Here is a 21,544-nt window from a genome sequence, read left to right on the forward strand (position 1 = left end):
GCGCTAACGGGAGTTAGCGCCGGCCTCGAGCCAGTCGAGATACGCCGCCCCGCGAGGGGAGATCTCGTAGCCGACGTCGTGACTGATGGTCAGGCCGAGCGACTTCAGCTTGCGGATGTCGACCTTCATCGGCAGCAGATCGAGGTCGCGTAGAGCGGCGAGTTCCTTCGACACCACACGAGGGTTGTCCCGGATCCATTCCAGGATGTCTCGGGTCCACGGGCCGGAGGAGCGACGGTCCAGGCGAGCGAGTTTCGCGGCAATCGCTTCGAGGTCGTCGGCGTCCGGAATCGACTCCCGCAGTGCGATCCGTGGATCCGCACCCGCCCACTCGAGGGTGATCCGGTACACCGTGTCGCCGCCCCGCGACCCGCGCGCGGTCGGCGCGCGGGTCGGTGTGGGCGACAATGCCTTTCGCAAGGCCTCCGCGTTCCTCATGCCCGCCGCACGCGCCGACCTGTCGGAGATCCTGCCGACGTCCGAGACTCGGGCGACGCGTGTGAAACGGATGACTCCGGCCGGAGTCAGCTGCGTGCCGCCGACTTTGACGCGTGGAGCGTCCCACCGCCGGAACTGGCAGGTGATCCGGCCCTCTCGAATGCCCTCGGCGACGGCCTTGGAGATCAGCATGTCTTCAGTGTGCCCGATCGGTCCGCCGGTGCAGCGGCGGTGCGGCGAGTTACGGCGCGTAGGTGCGGGCGCCTTCGGCGGCCTCTTCGTCCGGGGTGCCGATACGGTTGGCACGGTTCACGGCGGAGATGACGGCGCGAAGGCTGGCGGTGGTGATCGACGGCGCGATGCCGACACCCCATACGGTCTCGCCGTTGATTTCGGTCTCCACGTACGACGCAGCGCTCGCGTCGTCGCCCGCCGTCATGGCGTGCTCGTGGTAATCGAGGACACGGACGTCGTAACCGATGGTGCCCAGGGCCGCGACGAACGCAGCCAGCGGACCGTTGCCGCTGCCGCTGATCTCCTTCTCGACGCCGTCCACCTTGACGACGGCTTCGATGCGATCCTCGCCCTCGTCGCCTTCGGCGGTGTCGAGTTGCTTGCGGACACCCTCCAGCGGGGACACCGGCTCCAGGTACTCCTGAGCGAAGACGTCCCACATCTCCTTCGGGTTCACCTCGCCGCCCTCACCGTCGGTGATCTTCTGGATCTCGCGGCTGAACTCGATCTGTAGGCGACGCGGCAAGTCCAACCCGTGGTCGGCCTTCATGATGTAGGTGATGCCGCCCTTGCCGGACTGGCTGTTGACGCGGATCACGGCCTCGTAGTTGCGGCCGACGTCCTTCGGGTCGATTGGCAGGTACGGGACCTGCCACAGCAGATCGTCGACGTCCTTGTCGGCGGCGTCGGCGTCGACCTTCATCTGGTCCAGACCCTTGTTGATGGCGTCCTGGTGGCTGCCGGAGAACGCGGTATAGACCAGGTCGCCGCCGTACGGGTGGCGCTCGGGGACGTTCAACTGGTTGCAGTATTCGACGGTGCGGCGGATCTCGTCGATGTCGGAGAAGTTGATCTGCGGGTCGACGCCGCGGCTGAACATGTTCATGCCCAACGTCACCAGGCATACGTTTCCGGTCCGCTCGCCGTTGCCGAACAGGCAGCCTTCGATCCGGTCCGCACCCGCCATATAGCCGAGTTCGGCTGCGGCGACGCCCTCGCCGCGGTCGTTGTGCGGGTGCAGACTCAGAATGACCGAGTCACGTCGAGCCAGGTTGCGGTGCATCCACTCGATCGAGTCCGCATAGACGTTCGGGGTGGCCATCTCGACTGTCGCGGGCAGGTTGATGATCATCGGCTTCTCGGGAGTCGGTGCGATGACCTCGGTTACCGCGTCGCAGACCTCCTTCGCGTAGCTCAGCTCGGTGCCCGTGTAACTTTCCGGCGAGTACTCGTACCGCCAGTTGGTGTCCGGGTGCTTCTTCTCCTCTTCCAAGCACAGCTTCGCGGCGTCGGTGGCGATTTTCGTGATGGCCGCCTTGTCGGCGCGGAACACGACACGACGCTGCAGCACGGACGTCGAATTGTAGAAGTGGACGATCACATTGGTTGCGCCTGCACACGCCTCATAGGTGCGCTTGATCAACTCCGGGCGCGACTGCGTCAGCACCTGGATGGTGACGTCGTCGGGTATCGCGCCGTCGCCGATGATCTCGCGGACGAAGTCGAAGTCGGTCTGGCTCGCGGACGGGAAGCCGACCTCGATCTCCTTGTAACCCATACGGACCAGCAGATCGAACATGCGGCGCTTGCGGGCCGGACTCATCGGGTCGATCAACGCCTGGTTGCCGTCGCGCAGGTCGACGGCACACCATGCGGGGGCGCGGTCGATGACCTTGTCCGGCCAGGTGCGGTCGGGCAGCGCCACGCTCTCCACCTCGTCGGCGAAGCTGCGGTAGCGGTGGACAGGCATCGCCGAATTGCGCTGGGGATTCCAGCTCGGCTGGCCATCTGGAATAGGGCCTGCCGGCTCGACGATGCGGCTAGGTCCGGAAGTGAAAGCGTCTGCTGGTGCCATGATTGGTCAATCTCCTGATCAGAAAAAATGATGGGGTTGACCGGCGCGTAGAGAAGCCCCGCGACGGAGGGCCGGTCGTATCAGACCCCGCCGCGGCAGCCGAGAAGAAGCAGTGCGCGCATGCCAGTCATGGTAGCACCGGTTCCGATTCGCGCTTGGTGGAGCCGCGCATCACGACCACCACGACGACGCCCAACACGACGAGGAGCCCGCCGCCAGTGAGGGCCGCAACGTGCAGCCCGTCGACGAAGGCGCTGCGGGCTGCGTCGGCGACAGAACCGGTGTGGCCGGACTGTTTCAGTGTCTCGCCGAGTGAGTCGGCGAAACCGTTTCCGCCGTCGCGCGAGAGGAACACCGCGGTGGCGAGGGACCCGAGGAGCGCGAGGCCGAGGGCGTTGCCCAGTTCGAAGCTGGTCTCTGAGACGCCGGAAGCGGCACCGGACTTCTCCGGGGGAGCCGAACCGACGACGACGTCGCTCACCAGGGAGAACTGGATGCCGAAGCCGATGCCTGCCACCGCGGTGATGACCAGATAGACCCACAACGGGGTGGCCGTCGACAACGACACCAAAGCGATCGCGGACGCCCCGGCAAGCAGCACCGCGCCGGCCAATGCGAACCGCACACCGACCAGACGCGTGACGCGGTCGGCGTAGACGGAGAAGACGGCGACGGTGACCGCCATTGGAATCCCCGCGAGGGCCGCGGTGAGAACGTCGTAGCCGAGCACCGACTGCAGGTAGACATTCGTCAGATAGGCGATGCCGCCCTGCGCCATCATCCCGACCATCGCGACCGCCAGCGACGAACTGAACGAGGCGTTGGAGAACAGCGAGAGCACCAGAAGTGGTGCGGCGGCGCGCTGTTCGTGGCGGATGAAGGCGGCGAGCATCGTGATTCCGAACAAGCCGGTCGCGATCGCGGTCGCGGTGGGGCCGTGCACGGCAAACGTCTTCACCGAGTAGACCACCGGCAGAATGCCCGCCAGTGACAGCACGACGCCGAGGACGTCGAACGGCTCAGTGCGCGCGGCGCGAAACTCCGGCAGCAGCGACGGTCCGGCGAGGAATAGGACGGCCAGCACTGGCACGTTGATCAGGAAGACCACACCCCACCAGAAATGGTGCAGGAGTGCTCCGCCGATGACCGGTCCGATGGCGGCTCCGCCCGCGAACGCCGCGGTCCACACGCCGATGGCGCGAGCCCGTTCGCGGGCGAGCGGGAACATGTTTGCGATCAGAGACAGGCTCGCAGGCATCAACGTCGCACCGCCGATGCCCATCAACGCGCGGGCGGCGATCAGCAGGCTCGGATCGGACGCGAACGCGGCGAGCGCCGATGCTCCGCCGAACACGGCGGCGCCCGCTAAGAGGATGCGGCGGCGGCCGATCCGGTCGCCGATGTTGCCCATCGTGATGAGCAGGCCTGCGATCATGAACCCGTAAATGTCGAGGATCCAGAGCTGTTGTGTGGCAGTGGGTTCGAGCGCGTCGCTGATCGTCGGCATCGCGAGGTAGAGGACCGAGAAGTCCATCGACACCAGGAGTACGGGCAACTGCAGGACGATGAGGCCGAACCATGTGCGACGAGTCGCGGGTCGGCCAACCGAACGCGGCGCTGACATGGGCTTCGCTCCTGCGAATCACTGGTGGGTGGAGACGATCTGCTCCGCCGTCACGATACGTTTCAACCGGTCGCGCGGTCGAATCGATTTCAGCCGAATCTGCTCAGATGGCGAAGTCGAAGACGGTCAACATGTAGGCGCCGAGCCAGGAGGATGCGAGCGTCACCCCGACGGCCGTGGAGATCGCCGCGGTCCGGGACGAGCGGGCGAGGCGGATCGCGACCGGCAGCGCGATGACGAAGGCCGGGAGCATCAGTCGTGGTCGGGAGGGCATCAAACCGCTCGACAACAGGACCGACGCGATGACGAGCGTCCCATATGCGAGGACGGGCCACGGCAGTCGGTCGACGAACGACCAGCCGAGGAGAACGAGCGATGCGACGATCACGAGCGCGGTCAGCACCGAGACCGCGTCGAGCGAACCGGTGAAGGTGTCGTACAGGAAGGACGCGATGGCCTGGCCGCCGTCGAACGAAGTGTTCCAGCCCTCGGTCTGGATCCGGAACCACCCGGACGGGCTCCCTGTTTTCGCCCACACCACGCACAGGTAGCCGATGTACCCCAGTGGTGCGACGATGCCCGCGATCCAGGCACGGGCGCCGTCGCGGTGGGTGATCGTCGCGGCGATCATGACGACGACGATCACCGCGATACCTGTCGGACGGACCAGACCGACGGCGAACGCGCTGAATCCGGCGAGCAGCCATCGCTCCTCTAGAACGCCGACGAGTGCCCACGCGGCGAGCGCGCAGAAGAGCGCTTCGGTGTAGGTCATCGACAGGACGACGCCCATCGGGGCGGCCGCGAACAGGACGACGAGCATCAGGCCGGTGTTGCGGGCGGTGGCGTCCGCGGTGCCGGGCCGCACGCGTTTCGCGCAGGCCGCGCCGAGTCGGGCGACGCCGACTGCGGCGACCCCGCCGATCACGACGTTGAGTGCGATGCCTGCGGCGAAGGGGCTCACCAACGGGAGCTTCGCGAACAGGCCGACCAAGATCGGATATCCGGGGAAGAACGCATACGCCGTCGTATCCGTGTGGACGCCTTGGGCATCGGTGCCGGAGTCGGGTACGCCGTCGTATCCGTAATCGGCGATGTCGAGCATCCACACGCCGTCCCACCTGGACAGGAGATCGTCGATGGCGAGGTTGTGGATGGCTCCGAACCAGGCGAGGACGAGTACTCCGACGAGGCGTATACCGAGATACACGGCAACGGCGGTGGCGGCCGGATTCCATCGGAGTACGGGAGTCATCGCCGCAAATCCTACGGGTACGTCTGGGACGTAGCCGAGGTCACACCGATCCGCGGCACCTGTGGCCCGACGGAGCCGACCGGTAAGGTTGACGCCTGACCGAATGTACGACAAGGAAGGGTGCACGACGTGGCACTGGTGGTCCAGAAGTACGGCGGCTCCTCTGTGGCGGACGCTGAGCGCATTCGCCGTGTCGCCGAACGGATCGTGGAGACCAAGCGCGCGGGCAACGACGTCGTCGTGGTCGCATCGGCGATGGGTGACACCACCGACGAGCTGCTGGACCTGGCCGAACAGGTCAATCCGGATCCGCCTCAGCGCGAGATGGACATGCTCCTCACCTCCGGCGAACGCATCTCGAACGCGCTCTTGGCGATGGCTATCGAGTCTCTCGGCGAGGACGCGCAATCGTTCACCGGCTCGCAGGCAGGTGTCATCACGACGTCGAGCCACGGCAAGGCGAAGATCATCGACGTGACGCCGGGCCGGGTCCGTGACGCGCTCGACGACGGAAAGATCGTGCTCGTCGCCGGATTCCAAGGGGTCTCGCAGGACACGAAGGATGTGACGACCCTAGGCCGAGGCGGATCGGATACGACGGCTGTCGCGCTCGCAGCGGCACTTGATGCAGACGTCTGCGAGATCTACACCGACGTCGACGGCATCTACACGTCTGATCCGCGCATCGTCCCGGACGCGCGACGCCTCGACAACATCTCGTTTGAGGAGATGTTGGAGATGGCGGCGTGTGGCGCGAAGGTGTTGATGCTCCGCTGCGTGGAATACGCACGCGCTTACAACGTTCCCGTTCATGTGCGCTCGTCGTACTCGACAAACCCGGGCACTGTGGTGTCCGGCTCGATGGAGGACATCCCCGTGGAAGAAGCGATTCTCACTGGCGTTGCGCACGATCGCAGCGAAGCCCAGGTGACCATTGTCGGCATCGAAGACAAGCCGGGATTCGCCGCGAAGGTGTTCCGTGCGGTCGCCGACGCCGAGATCAACATCGACATGGTGTTGCAGGGTGTGTCGCGGATCGACACCGGCAAGACTGACATTACGTTCACGCTGCCGAAGGAGCTCGGCGAGCTCGCGGTCACCGAACTTGGCAAACTGCGGGACGAACTCGGTTTCGCGGAGGTCTTGCTCGACGAGAACATCGGCAAGGTGTCGCTCGTCGGTGCGGGCATGAAGAGCCATCCGGGCGTCACTGCGACGTTCTGCGAGTCGCTCAGCGAGGCGGGCATCAACATCGAGCTGATCTCGACGTCGGAGATCCGTATCTCGGTGCTCGTCGGTGACGAAGACCTCGACCGTGCCGTCCAGGTGCTGCACGCGGCGTTCGAACTCGGCGGCGAAGAAGAAGCCGTCGTGTACGCGGGAACGGGGCGGTAGTAATGGGCGAGCGAAGCGACGGGGGATTCTGATGGGCGAGCGAAGCGACGGGGGATTCTGATGGGCGTGAAACTCGGAGTGGTTGGAGCGACTGGGCAGGTAGGCGGCGTCATGCGCGAGATTCTCGCGCAGCGTAACTTCCCGGTCGACGAGATCCGGTTCTTTGCGTCCCCGCGTTCGGCGGGTAAGAAGCTGCAGTGGGGTGACGAGCAGATCGTCATCGAGGACGCGACGACGGCGGACCCGACGGGTCTCGACATCGCGTTGTTCTCGGCGGGTGGCTCGATGTCGAAGGTGCAGGCTCCGCGGTTCGCGGCGGCTGGGGTCACCGTCATCGACAACTCATCGGCATGGCGCAAGGATCCTGACGTGCCGTTGGTGGTCGCCGAGGTGAACGGTGAGCTCGCGAAGAATCCGCCGAAGGGCATCATCGCGAATCCGAACTGCACGACGATGGCTGCGATGCCGGTCCTCAAGCCGCTGCACGAGGCGAAGGGGCTCAAGCGGCTCATCGTGTCGAGCTATCAGGCGGTGTCCGGCAGCGGGCTGGCCGGTGTCGCTGAACTCGCGGGGCAGATCCGCAACGGTGTGGACGAGGCTGAAAAGCTGGTGCACGATGGGAAGTCTGTCGATTTAGGTGAGCCGGTCAAGTACGTCGCACCGATCGCGTTCAACGTAGTCGCTCTCGCGGGTGACTATGTGGACGACGGCTCCGGTGAGACCGACGAGGATCAGAAACTGCGTAACGAGTCGCGCAAGATCCTTGGCCTTCCGGACCTTCTAGTCAGCGGTACGTGTGTGCGTGTGCCGGTGTTCACCGGCCACTCGCTGGCCATCAACGCCGAGTTCGACGAGTCGGTCACGCCCGACGAGGCGCGCGCCATTCTGGCTGACGCCGCAGGCGTTCAGGTCGTCGATGTTCCGACGCCGCTCGATGCGGCCGGCGGCGACGTCTCGCTGGTCGGACGTATCCGTCAGGATCCGGGCGCGCCCGACGGCAAGGGCCTCGCGCTGTTCGTGTCGGGTGACAACCTGCGTAAGGGTGCGGCGTTGAACACGATCCAGATCGCCGAGTTGTTGGTGTAGTCCACGCTCATAATTTCCACCTTTCGGGGCGGTGACCGCAATGCGGTCACCGCCCCGAAATCATTGCCGCCCACACCAATCGTCACCAGCGTGTCGCCCGTTACAGATTTTGGAAATCGTGCGCTACATTGCACTTATGAGAAAATACTCAGGAGTAGTCTCACGCCCGGTTCGGGTGTCTCGGCGGATAGTCGCCGCTGGTCTGGTCGCTGTTGTCGCGGCTGCGGGAGTAATCGCTGTCGGTGATCCGGGAACCGCGGACGCGGCACGGAATTTCTACACTCCGCCGTCGAAGTACGATTCGACGCCGGGTTCGGTCATCCGCACTGAGCACAGCGACCTGCTGCTGCAACTTCCGGGAGTGAAAGGGCAGTGGCCGGGTACGGCGACGCGCCTCATGTATAGCTCGACGCTTCAGAACGGGAAGCCGACCGCAGTGACGGGCACCGTCATCGAGCCGACTGCGAAGTGGAACGGCAAGGGCGAACGTCCGACCGTGGTGGTCGGGCCGGGCACCGTCGGGCAAGGCGACCAGTGCGCCGGCTCCAAGATGATGAACTTTCCGATGGCGATCGACGTCACCAAGCCGAGCATCGGCATCAACTACACGGCACCCGAGATGTACCTGATGCTGCTGAACGGTGCCCGCGTCGTCATCACCGATTATGTGGGCATGGGGACTCCCGGCGTCCACACTTACGTGAACCGAGTCGAGTCCGGTCGCGCGATGCTCGACGCGGCGCGCGCCGGGCTCAAGGTCGCGAAGGCTCCGAAGGGCGCACCGGTCGCGTTCACCGGCTATTCGCAGGGCGGCGGTGCTGCCGCGTCGGCCGCCGAGCTCGCCGAGACGTACGCGTCGGACCTGAATGTGAAGGCAACGTACGCGGGGGCGCCGCCCGCCGACCTGTCGAAGGTCATTTCGAAGATCGACGGCACGTTCATCGCCGGTGCGATCGGCTACGCGATCAACGGTCTCGACGCCCGTTACCCGGCGCTCGGCCCGATCCTGAAGAAGGAGACCAACGCACAGGGCAAGCGCGTGCTCGATGACACGGCAACCCAATGCATCGGCGACTCCGGTCTGTCGTTCGGCTTCCAGCGGACCAACCAGTGGACGCGGGACGGCAAGTCGCTCGCGACGGTGATCAAGCGGTATCCGGAAGTTCAGAAGATGCTCGACGACCAGCGCATCGGCTCGCTCAAGCCGAACGCGCCCGTCCTGCTCTCGACCGGCATCAACGACGACGTCATCCCGACCGGACAGGTCGTCACCTTGTACAAGGACTGGCGCAAGCAGGGTGCGAACGTGCAACTCACCCGCGACTACACGCCGCCGATCTTCCCCGGTCTCGTCGTCAACCACGCGGTCCCGATGCTGTTCAAGCTACTTCCGGCGACGAGCTTCCTCCTGACCGAACTCAACCGCTGAGCTAGTTGATCTGCGGACCCAACCCAGCTGATCGGGTGGGCCGAGCCCCTTAGTCCGAGAGTTCGAGTCCCTGTGTGGTCGGAAGCTCTCGGACTAAGTGCGTCTATGCGCATCCCGGGCAATACCGTTCCCGGCAATGGCGAAACGTGGTCCACTCGAACTCGTGAAGCGTCTGACTGGATTCGTCGCCGTCGTGGTAGCAGTGACCCTTGCCGTTGGAGTCGCACCGGCACAGGCCGCTCCGCCCGTCGGTTCGCCGCCTGGTGTCGCAACACCGTGGACATCGCTCATGCACGGTGACGTGGCGTCGACCGACAGTACGCAGTTGCGTGGTCCAGGTAAGACGGGACACCTCGCCGCGTCGAGTGTTCCGGGCGGAGTGTGCGCGGCGACGTTCGTCGGGACCGACGGCTATCCGGTCTCGCTGTGCACGTCGTATCTCGCGGGCGATCCGCCGCAGGTCGCGACACCGGTCGTCACGCTCTTTCAGCCCGACTCCGCGAAAGTCCTCGCGACCCTGCCCCTCACCAAAGGTGGACTTCTCGGCGGCGTCTACGGCTACCTCGACGAGAAGAACCGGGTGGTCATCGCCGACGGGAGCGGAGCGGTCCTGCATGTCGGACATCATCGGACGCCGAACGGCTGGAAGCTGTCGATCGACCGTCGCGTCGACATTTCGAAGCGGATCGGGAACGACCAGGTGACTGGTCTGGCGCCCGACTTCGACGGACGCATCTGGTTCGTGACGACGAAGGGAGCGGTCGGCACTATCGCGCCGAATGGGCGTGTCGCCGCGAACCGGCTGCCCACCGGCGAGCGACTCGGCAACGGGTTGACCATCCGGCGCGACGGCGCGTCCGTCCTCACGACTCATGCGCTGTACGAAATGCGCGCCGGCGGCGACGGCGTCCCGCACACGGTGTGGCGCCGCGTATACGACCGTGGACCGGCACGAAAACCCGGTCAACTCACTTGGGGTTCGGGCACCACTCCCACCTACTTCGGGCCGGGCGGCGACAGCTGGGTCGCCATAGTCGACAACGCGAACGCGCCGCGCCTGCACGTCCTGAACGCCGACACAGGTGCGCCGGTCTGTTCGATGCGCGCATTCACCCGGTCGCGGCAGGGAACCGAGAACTCGCCGATGGCGTGGGGCGAGAGTCTCGTCATCCCGAGCACATACGGATACCAATACCCGCCGATGGCGGTGACGGGACCGAGCCGTCCGGCGAACGCTCCATTTACCGGGGCAATGACACGCATCGACGTCGTCGGCGGAAAATGCACGCGCGTCTGGGAGAACTATCGTGACCGGATGGCGACACTGCCGCGACTCTCACGCGCCGACGGGCTCATTCATGGGCTCGCGTACGGGCCGTATCGGCCTGGCCCGCAACAGGTCGGATCGGTGAACTACGTCGGTGTCGACTTCCGGACCGGAGCACGCGTAGTCACCCGCAAAATCGGCGACGCGCCGGTCGACGAGCCGATGCAATTGACGGGCATGATCGGCCCCGGTGGCGTGCTCTGGCAGGGGACCGTGACGCGAATGCTTAAGATCGCCCCATGACGTTCCCCGACGGCGACCCGGATCGCATCCCGACGCAGGCCGAGCTGGATGCGCAGGACATGGCCGAGATCGCCCGTCGATCCAAGGACGCCGAGCAGCGTGACCGCTACCCGGCGCGACCACTCGACCCGGGGCCGCCGCCGACCGCTCTCGCCCGTGACGCCCGCGTCGCCTGGCTGCTGTCCGCGGCCGCCGGCCTGATCTGGGTGGTCTACGGGTTCGCGAACTTGTCACAGACGACGTCGCGGCTCGCCGGACGGCTGCAGCCCGGGCTCGAGGAGGTTCCCGACGTCGACCCGGCGGCCAAGGCGGAGTCGCTGGCTCACTTCTGGCCGCTAGCCTTCCTGATCGGCATCCCGGTCGTCGTCGCGCTCACGTGGCCGATGCTCGTCGCCATTGCACGAGCACACAGCCGCAACGTGCGCAGCGTCTACCTGTCGACGGTCGTCGTGATCCTGCTGTTCGTGCCGGTGTGTGCGGACCTATTGTTCAGCTATCCCGATTCGCCTCGATGGGTGTGGGCAATGGCGTGGGTCCAGTTCGCGCTGCTCATCGTGTCTGCGCTGATGACGTTGCGGCGCAGCGTCGGACAGTGGCTGCCGCAGTCGATGCGCGTGCGCCCGATGAGGGTGGCTCGCGGCGAGTAGGTTGGAGATCGTGCGCCGCGAAGACCGTCGGCGACGACACGCGAAAACAAGGAGACTCTCATGACTGTGACCCCCGTGTACCGAGTTTCGTCGACGTCCCGCGGCGGTGGCCGTGACGGCGAAGTGGTGTCCGAGAGTGGACGCATCGACCTCACCCTGGCACCGCCCGTCGAGATGGGCGGTAACGGCGACGGGAGCAACCCGGAAGAGTTGTTCTCGGCCGGCTGGTCGGCGTGCTTCATGGGCGCATTGCGCCTCGTCTCCAAGAATGCGGGCGTCACCGTGCCGGAAGGCACCGAGGTCAGCGTGACTGTCGGCATCGGCAAGGACGACGCCGATGACGGGTTCGGCCTCACCTCCGACATCTCGGTGTACCTGCCGGGATTGGAGACCGCACAGGCCAATGAGCTGGCGCTCGCCGCGCATGGCTTCTGCCCGTATTCGAAGGCGACCCGAGGCAACATCGCCAGCACGGTCACATCGCGTGTGTGAAACACGTTTCAATTCGTGAGCCCCTGGCGGTAGGTTGTCCCTCGTGAACAGTTGGGCATTTACAGCAGGCATCGGCCTCGTCGCCGTGACCATCGCGACGATCGCATTCGTCGCCTACCGCCAGCGGGAGTCGGCTTCGCTTCTGCGCGACGCCGAACTCGCGAGAAGTCTGCGCGACCTAGCCGACGACGATGCGGTGCGGCTGGCAGCGGTGGACGAGTTCGAAACGACCGTCTACCGGCGTCTGTTCTACAGTTCGGTAGTGGGGCCGCGTCTGCGTAGCATCGCCTGGGCGCTGCTCGGGGCGGTACTCGCCGGAGCGGGCGCGCTTGCCCTCGACACGTTTGACGGAGTCGTCGCGATGGTCATGTGGGGTGTGCTCCTGGCTGTGACGGTCGTCTTCGCGTTCGCCGCGCTCGGATACGCAGGAGCCGCAGTCTTCCATGCTGCGACCACTCCGCGAGTGACTGTCTCCTACGCGGAACCATCCGACGAAGAATGACTCGTCGGCGGGCGACGTCTGTGTGGCACCCGATTCTCGCTGCCTCGGTCATCATCGTTGTCGGCGTTCTCACCGCGTCGTCGGTCCCGACCCTCGACGCGGCAGCACCGGCGGCGACAGCACTTCCGTCGTTGGCCGTCGTCCGTGATGTAGACGCGCCCACCGCAGTTCTCGTCAGTCGCACTCTCTTCGATTCGGCTCCGACTGTCGTCGTGCTCGCCGCCGACGCACCCGCTACGGATGTGCAGCGCGCTCGGGCCGAGGCCGCCGAGAACCGGCTCCCGATGTTCGAGGTCGGACGCGATGTCGACGCTGTACGAGACGAACTCGCACGTCTGCACACCTCCGGTCTCATCGAGATCGGTGATGTCCCGGACCTCGGCATCCCCGTCTCGGAAGATGCTCCGCTACCCGCCGTGGTTTCGGCGGCTGCAGGACAGGATGCGCTGGTGTTGGTCGCCGGAGGGGCCGATGCCGTCGCCACGGCCGAATCTGCCGGCGTGTCGGTCGTCGGATTGCCGGTCGGCGATCCGCGAGCCACCGGCCAGTCGGTCGCCGCGCTGAAAGCCGACGGGGACCGTCCAGTTGTCGCCATCGGTGCGTTCGGTGACCAGAAGACGGTCGCTGACCAGATCGACGCCGCACGAACTGTCGCCGAACTCCCCGGCGGCGGCCAACTCGTATTTCCGGGTCGGCGTGTCGTCGCGCTCTACGGGTCGCCCGGCTCGGCCGACCTCGGCCCCCTCGGCGCGCAGGGAGTGAACGAGTCGATCCGGCGGGTCAAGCGCATGGCGCGCCCGTACGGCGCGCTGTCGGACGTGCCGGTGGTTCCGGCGTTCGAGATCATCGCGACCATCGCATCCGCAGACCCGGGATACCAGGGCAAATACACGAATATCGTTGACCCGGCGACGCTCCGGCCGTGGGTCGATGCCGCCGAGAAGGCGGGGCTGTATGTGACGCTTGACCTTCAACCTGGCCGGATGGACTTCCTCACGCAAGCCAAAATGTATCGCGACCTGCTGCGTCGGCCGAACGTCGGACTCGCGTTGGATCCCGAATGGCGGCTCAAACCGAACCAGAAGCATCTGACGCAGATCGGCTCGGTCGAACCGGCTGAAGTCAACCGGACCGCCGACTGGCTCGCGGACCTCGTCCGCAGCGAGAATCTGCCGCAGAAGGCGTTCGTCCTGCACCAATTCGACGCGGCGATGCTGGGTGACCGGCGACTGATCGACACTTCGCACCCCGAACTCGCCACCGTCATCCACGCCGATGGTCACGGGACACCATCGGTCAAAGCGGAGACCTGGCAGCGGATCGTCGCCGGTCTGCCGCCGAACGTCTGGCTCGGGTGGAAGAACTTCTACACCGAGGACAAACCGATGTTCTCGCCGCGCCGCACTCTCCGGGTTAGCCCGGAACCCTGGTTCGTCTCGTACCAATGACAGCGGAGAAAACCCTGCCTGAGCAGACGATTTAATACTTCGCATGTCGTCGTTGTAGGCTGTATCAGGTTGCACACGGGGTGTGGCGCAGCTTGGTAGCGCGCTTCGTTCGGGACGAAGAGGTCGTGGGTTCGAATCCCGCCACCCCGACGCTAGGTTGAGATAGCAGTTTGAGGCCCTGACCAGGGGAGACTTTGGTCAGGGCCTCACTCGTTTGCCCTGTTCCTCTCGCCGCTCTCGCCGCTCAGTCCGCAGTTGGTCCGCAGTAGATTAGGCGAGTGCCGCAGCGCACGCCGCGTCGAGGGCATCCGCGACGGCTTCCAGATCATCAGGGAACAGGTCCGCGTAGGTGTCGAGGGTCATGGCCGCCGACTTGTGTCCCAGCATCGTCTGCACGGCTTTCACGTTCGCGCCGGCACTGATCGCTAGCGACGCCGCAGTGTGTCGGAGGTCGTGGAGTGTCGGCCGCGGCCAGTCGGTCTGAGGCTCGTCGTGCTCGTCGTCGAGGCCCTGTAGTAGTGCGACGGCTGGCTTCAATATCCGTGTGCGGAACGTTGCGATCCTCAGCACGCCGCCCTTGGGTGCCTGGAATACCAGCTCGCCGCGGCTGAGACCTTCCATGCGTTCGGCGAGTTGGTCGGCGAGCATCTTCGGGAACGGCACTGTCCGTCGTTCGTGTGTCTTCGGCGTCGACCAGACGAGCCCGCCCTTGACCTCGGTCACCGACTGGCGGACGTTCACCCGTCGCCGCAGCATGTCGAAGTCCTGCACTCGAAGTGCAGCCATCTCCCCGTACCGGAGCCCGGTGTAGGCGAGGAACCGAATCACCAGCCCGTCGCGGCTGACGGTCCGTGCGAGTTCGTCGACCTCCTGGTGGCTCAGATAGGCCCGGTCGGAGTGCTGACGTCGCGGTGCCTTCACCCCATCGCACGGGTTCCGCGGGATTCGACGGTCCTCGACGCCGAGCGCGCACACCATCCGTAGGACGCCGAGAGCGTTCTCGATCGTCGCCGCACTCGACGCCTTCCGCGCCGGCTGATCGGTCGCCAACTCGGCGACCCATGCCCGGACTGCTGATGTCTGGACGTCGACCAGGCGAACGTCGGACCACCGGACGCTCACGTGAACTGACCACGCCGACTCACGTGTGGCACGGGTCGACTTCTTCACGTGGCCTTGCGTCCCGAGCCACTGTTCGTGCATCTGCTCGATGGTGACGTTCCCAGCGCCCGGAGCGACATATGTTCCGGTGACGATGGTCGAGGTGATCTCGTTCAGCCACGCCTGAGCATCGACCTTGCGGGCGAACGCCTTCGAGTGTTCCCGGGCGGCGTCGTCGACGTAGCGGGCGCGCCAGCGCATCCCCTTGCCGTCGTTCGCGGAGGGGGACCCATCTGCCTTGCGCCACCGGTCCTCGACGCCAGCCCGACGATTACGGCGCTGAGTCATCGCGAACCATTCGCCTGTATATGCCTTGCTCCGCTTTGGTCAGTTTCTCTTCTATGCCCGGGTATCTGGAAACTATTGACATCGCCCTTTTGCGCCTTCCTTCCATGAGCTTCTTTTGGACGAGTATCGAGGTGAACGAGTTTCCCCAGTCTTTGACCTCCGCTCGCAATCGGCCCAGTTCGGGAGACTCCTCGACAAAGAACGCGTCGACCTCGACCGAGAAAATTCGCGCCATGGATTCAATCTCCGCGACGGTGGTGGGGCGCTTCCCTGACTCCATTCTCGTGATTGTCGTCGGGTCGATCTTGGCCTTCCCAAGGCGCTGAGCAAGCTGGTCTGCCAGTTCCGCTTGCGACATTCCCTGATCCTTTCGCCACTTCGCGACGTTCCGGCCGACGCGTTGGTTCAGGTCGTCGCTCGCTTCATCCTGCATGTGGTTCAGCATGGCACTGGTTGACGTTCAGGGCAAGGTGTGGTTACGTTTGCTGCGCAGGAATCAGCATAGGGCTGATTCTCACGCAGACGGGATACGAAGATGACTGAACAGCAGAAACAGGCGTATCAGGATGTCCTCACCACGAAGCAGGTGTGCGCGTCCTGGCCGTTCCTGAACGAGAACACGATGCGGTATCTCCGCCACGCGGGTACCGGTCCCGCGTCCTTCGTCGTCAACAAACGGGTGCTGTACCGCCGCAGCGAGGTCGAACGCTGGCTGTCCGAGCAGGAGGCCGCAACGACTCGGGGCGGTGCAGCCTAATGGCTGCGCGACCGGGCATCGCCCGGACCACCAGCACGACCCGAGGGCACGGCAGCCTCGGCAGCGATGACCTGAAAGTCACCGACCTCGTGGACGCGCCACATGCGTGCTGCATCTGCTGTGAACAGCTCCCGGAATGGCCGCTCGGAGCGAACAACCCGTACCCGGTGACAGCGGACGGCGCGTGCTGCAACTCGTGCAACCGGCAGGTCGTCATTCCAGCCAGGGAGGACCAGTGAGCCGCCCAGACAAGCAGACGGAGTTCGACCAGATCGAACGCGACGCGCTCTGCACCGAGATCGCCGACCTTCTCAATGCGCGTCAGATCGCGAACGGGAGCACAGCCCAGCTATGTCTGCTGGCTCTGGTCCTCGACACCTTCCCCGAGCACGGAGGCGCATCGTGAACCGCCCGCAGGAGGACCACGCCGACCTCGGCCTGGTCGACGACGACAAGACGCCTGACATGCGAAAGACCCCGGTGCATCCCGCCAAGAACGTCACCGAGGTCTCCGAATCCAACAACCACAAGGAAGTAGATCTGCCATGAACGTACCTGCAATCAATCTCGACCACCAGCCCGAGCCGCTTGCCCTCTCGTGTGAGCACTGCAGCACCAACGTCCAGGTGGTCGGTGATCAGACCGCGGTCGACGTCGACATGATCCGCGAGGATTGGAAGGCCGAGCACGCCCAGTGTGGTGCCAGTGCTGAACTGACCCGCTGGGCTGTGATGACCCAGGCAGTGCCGTACATGGTGTCTGGCCTCGAGCAGAGGATCGGTCCACGACCGTCCTGGTCGGATCCGTCCAACGACAAGCACGGGGTAGTCCCGTCGTACGGATCTACCCCTGCGCGTACGCACTTGAGCCTGCACAACGGCCTGCCTCACGGCGACAAATACACACCGGCGTGCGTGAGCGTGTGCGCTCGACTCCGACAGACGGTCGACGGCGGACCGTTCGTCGGCATGACGATATCGAAGTACTACGACGGCGAATGGATCCGTCGCGGTACCTGTCTCACTCCGGATGAAGCACGCCACCACGCGGCACTGCTTGTTGCTGCTGCCGATCTCGCCGAATCAGAGATCGGAGGCGACCCCTTCTAACACTCCGCTTCTGGGTATCCGCGCCCCTCTCCCTCGGGGCACGGCTGCGCGGCTCCTGACCACCTACACCCGTAGAACCCAAAGCCCCGGCCTCGGAGAAGTTCCGAGGCCGGGGAGGAAGCGACATACACCGAATGTCTACAACAGATTCTATCCGACCTTGGTCGGAAACGGAGACGCCCGAAAACCGGGAGATCCGCGAACACATCGAAGCACTCACCGAGCACGGTTACGTCGTCGGCATCCGCTGCCACAACTGCGGCGCGATCCTGACCGCCCGCCGCTCCGTCGACCTGCAGATCGGCCCCGTCTGCCGAAACCGGGTGAACTATGCCTGAACGTCTCACCGACTCACAGCAGCGACTACGCGCCAAGAAGCATCGCGAAGCTCAGCAGGAGCGGGAACGCCTCAACGCCGAGCACAAGGCCGAGCTCGACGACGAACTGATGGCCGCGACGCTCGAGGCAGCCAAGGTCAAGGTCGACACCGACTTCCCAGACCTACCGGATCACGCACGCGAACTGTACGTCGCGAAAGTGTTCGCTGACCTGCTCGACGCACCTGACCCGGTCAATGTCGAACCGAGCGGCCGACAACTGCGCATCACCAAGGGCAGCGACGTCACGATGAAGACGATCAACTGGTGGGAACCCGACTGGATCCCGGCCGCAGCTCTGACCCTGCTGGCCGGGCGTGAAGGTCTCGGCAAGTCCACGATCGCTTGCCACTGGTGTGCCCGCGAAACCCGTGAGGGCAACCACGTCCTGTACTTGCACACCGAGGATTCACGCGAACACACCGTCGCACCCAGACTCAAGGCCGCGGGCGCTGACATGTCCAAGGTGCTGTTCGTCGACGTCGAGACCGAGACGACCGACGAAGGCAACGTCGTCCTACCGCTCGACACCGACAGGCTCGACGACTTGTTAGACGAGTACAACGTCACGTTCGTCGTCCTCGACGCCGCGACCTCGGCCATGTCCTCGACGCTCTCAGGCAAGGATGACCGACAGGTTCGCCAGTATCTCGAACCGCTCTCGAAGCTCGCAGCCAAGCACGATGCGGTGTTCCTCGGGCTGGTGCACTTCGGCAAGCGCGACGGAGCCGACAGCGGCAAGCTGATCCTCGGCTCGATCGCCTGGTCCCAGGTCGCCCGCTCAGTCCTCTCGGTCGCTCTCGACCCCGACAGCGGGAACCTTGTGGTGACCAACACCAAGGGCAATCTCGCCCCGCGGACCCGTTCAGTCGAGGCGCACATCGTGTCCAAGACTGTCCAGATCGGCGACGGGGACACCGCAGTCGGTGTCCTGGAATGGCTCGGCGAGACCACCTCCGACGCCCGCGATTTCCTATCCGGTGAGGATGGCCAATCGAACCGGGATGTCGACGACTGGCTCCGCGAATACCTGTCGGTCGAGCGCCGTAAGGCCACCGACGTGTTCCAGGCCGCTGACGCCAACGGCTTTTCCAAGGATCAGGTGAAGCGAGCCAAGAAGCGGGTCGGGGTCCACGCGGTCAAGGAGATCAACAGCTGGTGGTGGGAGCTGTCGACAGTCGTCGAAGGCGAAGTGATCGAGCCCGAAGCCAAGGGAGCGAGCACACCGCACGCACGTTCAGGTGCTCCCTTGCTCCCTTCGAGGTCAGACACCGTTTCTGAGTGCTCCCTTGACCCAAGGGAGCAAGGGAGCGTGCGTGCTCCCTTCCCCGCTCCCTTGCGTCCGACAGCGTGCCGTCACTGCAACCTCGCCCTGCCCGCGACCGCGACCACCGAAGTCTGCGAGGACTGCGACGACCCCGCCAGACAGTTCCTCAAGAACCCCGAACCGCCCGTGAACGAACCCGTCGTCGTCCACTCCGCAGCCACCGAACGCCGCGCAAGCCGCCGTGGCCACTGGGTCGGCAGCGGACAACCCATCACCGATCAGGAGACCGCCTGATGTACTCCCCGAACCGCACCACCGACGAACTCGTCTACGCGACCCGCCGCTTGCTCGGTGCTGTCGAGTGGCACGCCGAAGTCGCATCCGATCACGGGCACGCCGACGACTGCTGCTCCGATTCCCTCGACGCGATCGCCTCACTCACCCCGGACATGCCTCGGCTACTCCACCAATTCAGCCACTACAGCGACGGTCGGCCGATGGTCACCTACGTCGACGTCGACGGCGGTGGGATGCAGTTCAGCGAACTCTGGCCACCCGATCCGGCAGACCATCCCACAGAGCCGTTCGAGGCTCCGGCGTATGCGCTCGCGCCGCACAAGACTCCCGGAGACCGCGGCCACGTGATCGTCACGTGGTGGCCGGCCGACTGCTCGGCGACCGTCCGGTACATCGAACCGTTAACAGCGGTGCGAACGCTGGAGGTGGTCCGATGAGCAGGTTGTCGATGATCGACGGAAAGTTCAGGTTGTGGCGTACCGACTGGCAAGCCAGACTGCAGCCGCCCATCGTATCGCGCGCGGTTATAGGCGGCTCCCTTCAATACGTCCGAAGCAACCCGGCCTACGACGACGGTTGTGGGTTGTTCTACGTCAACACATTCGAGGCGTTCTCCTTCGGACTTGTGAACGCATGGGAATTAGCCGGCCTCACTGACCGCTTCGGGCCCTTCCCCCCGATCGTCGGGCGTGTCCGACCGATCGACTCGTACGGTCCCGAATTCACACGACACCACACCGCCGCGGAGAAGCTCTACTGGCAGGGACAGATCTACCATGCACGTGGTCTCCAGATAGAGAAGCTTTTCATCTTGTCGCACCCGGGCTCGGACCCGAGAGCCAATCTCGAAAAGTTCGCGACTCTACTCAGCTCCAACTACGCATGCCCGGTTCAGAGACTCCCTATCGCCGACTCCAAACACACGAGCTTCAGCGAAATTCATGGGCTGGTGAAATGAGGGGCCGCGACTACGACCCCGGCGGGTGTGAACGGCTCCTGGCTCGGATGCTGTGGGAGTCTCCGAAGCTGACCGGTGCCGCGTGCACGCGAGATCCGCGACTGTTCGACAGCCGAGACCCCGACGAGTCGGTCGATGCCGCCGCCGATCGACACGAACAGGCCGTCGCGCTCTGCTGGCAATGCCCGGCGCTCACCGCCTGCCGCGAGTACGCCGACAGCCTCAGCAGCTACCGACGCGTCGATGGGGTCATCGCCGCCCGAGCCCCCGCCCGAATGCAGACCGCGGGCCGTCCACGGAAAAAAGCGTCATGACCACGCGCACCCGCACCCGCCGCAGGCCATTCATTTGTGACGCCTGCCGAGGACCGTGCCCACGGTTCGCAGGCCCCACGCTCGGCTGGATCTGCGATCACTGCCTCGCCTACCGCGCCGTCATCGACGACGCACTCACAACCACCCCAGGAGACACCGATATGTCCGCTACCTCACGCCCAGCCCGTTCATGCGCCGTCGACGACTGCACCCGACTGACCCGCTCCGCGGCCGGCCGATGCGCCGACCACCGGCCACAGAACGTACCGACCGTCACCCGCGTGACCGGAGGAATGATCGCGATCGACGGCCGCTGCCACACACCCGCCGAAGCACTCGAACTCGCGAACCGGCTCGCCGACGCACTCGCCACCACGGAGGACTGACCATGAAGCACACGACGACTCGCCGAGACCGCGTCCACGAATGCCGCACCTGCCACGGACCGTGCCGCGCCTACTCCGGATCCGTCCACGGCTGGACGTGTCGAGCGTGCCTGACCGCGTACGTCAACCGTCAGCGAGGCCGCGATGGACGTCACTGACGACCAAGCACGACTCATCACGTACGTCACCGCCGAGTTCGTTCGACGCCGGCAACTCACCGGGCAACCGATCCCGAACCAGGTTCGCCGACTGCTTACCGAAGTGTCCGCGCACGGAACCTCCGAACGCGAGCCAGAACCAGACTCGAAGACGGATCTGATCGACACCACCGAAGCCGCACAGATCCTGCACTGCAGCACCCGCCGCATACGCAGGATCGCCGCAGACCTCGACGGCGAACAGGTCGCAGGCCGGTGGGTTTTCCACCGCGCCACCGTCACCCAATACGCACACCTCAAGGAGGCCTCGTAATGGCTACCAACCCGAACACCGATGCTCTCGTCGCAGGCGCAAAGCAGTGGCTCGCAGACATGTCCGACGACGAGTTCGACACCGTCGTCGCCGAAGTCCGCGAACCCGACGACAACAAGGAGACCAGCAACAAGGGCTCCATCGCCGACGGCCGCGAACGCTTCAAGAACGGACGCCGCTAATC

The 21,544-nt window shown here is 65.1% G+C and carries 26 protein-coding genes and 1 tRNA gene; 21 read left to right on the top strand and 6 right to left on the bottom strand.

Annotated features, from left to right (window positions below):
- Positions 1 to 3: 3 nt before the first annotated feature.
- The 4 genes from MP11Mi_RS08135 to MP11Mi_RS08150 all read right to left on the bottom strand — a co-directional run bounded on the left by MP11Mi_RS08135 (position 4) and on the right by MP11Mi_RS08150 (position 5,406).
- Entirely contained in the window at positions 4 to 630 is a 627-nt protein-coding gene (locus MP11Mi_RS08135) for an ASCH domain-containing protein (RefSeq protein WP_420041781.1), read from the bottom strand.
- Positions 631 to 679: 49 nt separating this feature from the next.
- Positions 680 to 2,527, bottom strand: a complete 1,848-nt coding sequence (gene leuA, locus MP11Mi_RS08140) for a 2-isopropylmalate synthase (protein ID WP_420041782.1) — start codon at positions 2,525 to 2,527, stop codon at positions 680 to 682.
- Positions 2,528 to 2,654: 127 nt separating this feature from the next.
- Positions 2,655 to 4,151, bottom strand: coding sequence for an MFS transporter (locus MP11Mi_RS08145; protein WP_420041783.1), 1,497 nt, complete (start codon positions 4,149 to 4,151; stop codon positions 2,655 to 2,657).
- Between the two features lie 103 nt (positions 4,152 to 4,254).
- Positions 4,255 to 5,406, bottom strand: a complete 1,152-nt coding sequence (locus tag MP11Mi_RS08150) for a hypothetical protein (RefSeq protein WP_420041784.1) — start codon at positions 5,404 to 5,406, stop codon at positions 4,255 to 4,257.
- A 129-nt stretch (positions 5,407 to 5,535) separates the two neighbouring features.
- Here MP11Mi_RS08150 and MP11Mi_RS08155 point away from each other — a divergent pair, with 129 nt between their 5' ends.
- The 9 genes from MP11Mi_RS08155 (at position 5,536) to MP11Mi_RS08195 (ending at position 14,125) form a co-directional block, all read left to right on the top strand.
- Positions 5,536 to 6,801 (top strand): aspartate kinase, encoded by a 1,266-nt coding sequence (locus tag MP11Mi_RS08155; protein WP_420041785.1) that lies wholly within the window; start codon positions 5,536 to 5,538, stop codon positions 6,799 to 6,801.
- A gap of 60 nt (positions 6,802 to 6,861) precedes the next feature.
- Positions 6,862 to 7,887 (top strand): aspartate-semialdehyde dehydrogenase, encoded by a 1,026-nt coding sequence (locus MP11Mi_RS08160; RefSeq protein WP_420041786.1) that lies wholly within the window; start codon positions 6,862 to 6,864, stop codon positions 7,885 to 7,887.
- Between the two features lie 136 nt (positions 7,888 to 8,023).
- The gene (locus MP11Mi_RS08165) at positions 8,024 to 9,316 is read left to right on the top strand and encodes a lipase family protein (RefSeq protein WP_420041787.1); all 1,293 of its coding nucleotides are present in this window, start codon (positions 8,024 to 8,026) and stop codon (positions 9,314 to 9,316) included.
- A 136-nt stretch (positions 9,317 to 9,452) separates the two neighbouring features.
- A complete protein-coding gene (locus MP11Mi_RS08170; protein WP_420041788.1) occupies positions 9,453 to 10,886 on the top strand; it encodes a hypothetical protein in 1,434 nt (477 codons plus the stop codon).
- Positions 10,883 to 11,533 (top strand): hypothetical protein, encoded by a 651-nt coding sequence (locus MP11Mi_RS08175; protein WP_420041789.1) that lies wholly within the window; start codon positions 10,883 to 10,885, stop codon positions 11,531 to 11,533. Before MP11Mi_RS08170 ends, MP11Mi_RS08175 begins: the two co-directional genes overlap by 4 nt.
- Before the next feature lie 60 nt (positions 11,534 to 11,593).
- Positions 11,594 to 12,025 carry an organic hydroperoxide resistance protein gene (locus MP11Mi_RS08180; protein WP_420041790.1) on the top strand — a complete coding sequence of 144 codons (432 nt, stop codon included), beginning with the start codon at positions 11,594 to 11,596 and terminating at the stop codon, positions 12,023 to 12,025.
- Positions 12,026 to 12,068: 43 nt separating this feature from the next.
- On the top strand, positions 12,069 to 12,527 hold the full coding sequence (locus tag MP11Mi_RS08185; protein ID WP_420041791.1) for a hypothetical protein: 459 nt from the start codon (positions 12,069 to 12,071) through the stop codon (positions 12,525 to 12,527).
- On the top strand, positions 12,524 to 13,975 hold the full coding sequence (locus tag MP11Mi_RS08190; RefSeq protein ID WP_420041792.1) for a hypothetical protein: 1,452 nt from the start codon (positions 12,524 to 12,526) through the stop codon (positions 13,973 to 13,975). The genes MP11Mi_RS08185 and MP11Mi_RS08190 overlap by 4 nt, the downstream gene beginning before the upstream one ends.
- 76 nt (positions 13,976 to 14,051) lie before the next feature.
- Positions 14,052 to 14,125, top strand: a tRNA-Pro gene (locus MP11Mi_RS08195).
- Positions 14,126 to 14,245: 120 nt separating this feature from the next.
- On the opposite strand, the gene MP11Mi_RS08200 is transcribed toward MP11Mi_RS08195, so the two are convergent.
- Both MP11Mi_RS08200 and MP11Mi_RS08205 read right to left on the bottom strand, forming a co-directional pair.
- Positions 14,246 to 15,424 (bottom strand): tyrosine-type recombinase/integrase, encoded by a 1,179-nt coding sequence (locus MP11Mi_RS08200; RefSeq protein ID WP_420041793.1) that lies wholly within the window; start codon positions 15,422 to 15,424, stop codon positions 14,246 to 14,248.
- Positions 15,408 to 15,857: a helix-turn-helix domain-containing protein gene (locus tag MP11Mi_RS08205; RefSeq protein ID WP_420041794.1), complete on the bottom strand. Its 450-nt coding sequence runs from the start codon at positions 15,855 to 15,857 to the stop codon at positions 15,408 to 15,410. The genes MP11Mi_RS08200 and MP11Mi_RS08205 overlap by 17 nt, the downstream gene beginning before the upstream one ends.
- A 102-nt stretch (positions 15,858 to 15,959) precedes the next feature.
- On the opposite strand from MP11Mi_RS08205, the gene MP11Mi_RS08210 reads away from it, so the two are divergent.
- From MP11Mi_RS08210 to MP11Mi_RS08265, 12 genes are all read left to right on the top strand, one after another.
- Positions 15,960 to 16,181: a helix-turn-helix transcriptional regulator gene (locus MP11Mi_RS08210; protein WP_420041795.1), complete on the top strand. Its 222-nt coding sequence runs from the start codon at positions 15,960 to 15,962 to the stop codon at positions 16,179 to 16,181.
- Positions 16,181 to 16,420, top strand: coding sequence for a hypothetical protein (locus MP11Mi_RS08215; RefSeq protein ID WP_420041796.1), 240 nt, complete (start codon positions 16,181 to 16,183; stop codon positions 16,418 to 16,420). The genes MP11Mi_RS08210 and MP11Mi_RS08215 overlap by 1 nt, the downstream gene beginning before the upstream one ends.
- Complete coding sequence (locus MP11Mi_RS08220; protein WP_420041797.1) at positions 16,417 to 16,587, top strand: hypothetical protein; 171 nt, start codon at positions 16,417 to 16,419, stop codon at positions 16,585 to 16,587. The genes MP11Mi_RS08215 and MP11Mi_RS08220 overlap by 4 nt, the downstream gene beginning before the upstream one ends.
- Entirely contained in the window at positions 16,584 to 16,730 is a 147-nt protein-coding gene (locus MP11Mi_RS08225) for a hypothetical protein (protein WP_420041798.1), read from the top strand. Before MP11Mi_RS08220 ends, MP11Mi_RS08225 begins: the two co-directional genes overlap by 4 nt.
- Positions 16,727 to 17,290 carry a hypothetical protein gene (locus MP11Mi_RS08230; protein ID WP_420041799.1) on the top strand — a complete coding sequence of 188 codons (564 nt, stop codon included), beginning with the start codon at positions 16,727 to 16,729 and terminating at the stop codon, positions 17,288 to 17,290. Before MP11Mi_RS08225 ends, MP11Mi_RS08230 begins: the two co-directional genes overlap by 4 nt.
- A 134-nt stretch (positions 17,291 to 17,424) precedes the next feature.
- On the top strand, positions 17,425 to 17,628 hold the full coding sequence (locus MP11Mi_RS08235) for a hypothetical protein (protein WP_420041800.1): 204 nt from the start codon (positions 17,425 to 17,427) through the stop codon (positions 17,626 to 17,628).
- Positions 17,621 to 19,228, top strand: a complete 1,608-nt coding sequence (locus MP11Mi_RS08240; protein ID WP_420041801.1) for an AAA family ATPase — start codon at positions 17,621 to 17,623, stop codon at positions 19,226 to 19,228. The genes MP11Mi_RS08235 and MP11Mi_RS08240 overlap by 8 nt, the downstream gene beginning before the upstream one ends.
- Positions 19,228 to 19,668, top strand: coding sequence for a hypothetical protein (locus MP11Mi_RS08245; protein ID WP_420041802.1), 441 nt, complete (start codon positions 19,228 to 19,230; stop codon positions 19,666 to 19,668). Before MP11Mi_RS08240 ends, MP11Mi_RS08245 begins: the two co-directional genes overlap by 1 nt.
- Positions 19,665 to 20,189 (top strand): hypothetical protein, encoded by a 525-nt coding sequence (locus MP11Mi_RS08250; protein ID WP_420041803.1) that lies wholly within the window; start codon positions 19,665 to 19,667, stop codon positions 20,187 to 20,189. The genes MP11Mi_RS08245 and MP11Mi_RS08250 overlap by 4 nt, the downstream gene beginning before the upstream one ends.
- On the top strand, positions 20,186 to 20,503 hold the full coding sequence (locus MP11Mi_RS08255; protein ID WP_420041804.1) for a transcriptional regulator: 318 nt from the start codon (positions 20,186 to 20,188) through the stop codon (positions 20,501 to 20,503). Before MP11Mi_RS08250 ends, MP11Mi_RS08255 begins: the two co-directional genes overlap by 4 nt.
- Positions 20,504 to 21,033: 530 nt before the next feature.
- Positions 21,034 to 21,360 carry a hypothetical protein gene (locus MP11Mi_RS08260; protein ID WP_420041805.1) on the top strand — a complete coding sequence of 109 codons (327 nt, stop codon included), beginning with the start codon at positions 21,034 to 21,036 and terminating at the stop codon, positions 21,358 to 21,360.
- Positions 21,360 to 21,542 carry a hypothetical protein gene (locus tag MP11Mi_RS08265; protein ID WP_420041806.1) on the top strand — a complete coding sequence of 61 codons (183 nt, stop codon included), beginning with the start codon at positions 21,360 to 21,362 and terminating at the stop codon, positions 21,540 to 21,542. The genes MP11Mi_RS08260 and MP11Mi_RS08265 overlap by 1 nt, the downstream gene beginning before the upstream one ends.
- The last annotated feature ends 2 nt before the right edge of the window (positions 21,543 to 21,544 follow it).

The organism is Gordonia abscondita (assembly GCF_032711245.1).
Lineage (GTDB): Bacteria > Actinomycetota > Actinomycetes > Mycobacteriales > Mycobacteriaceae > Gordonia.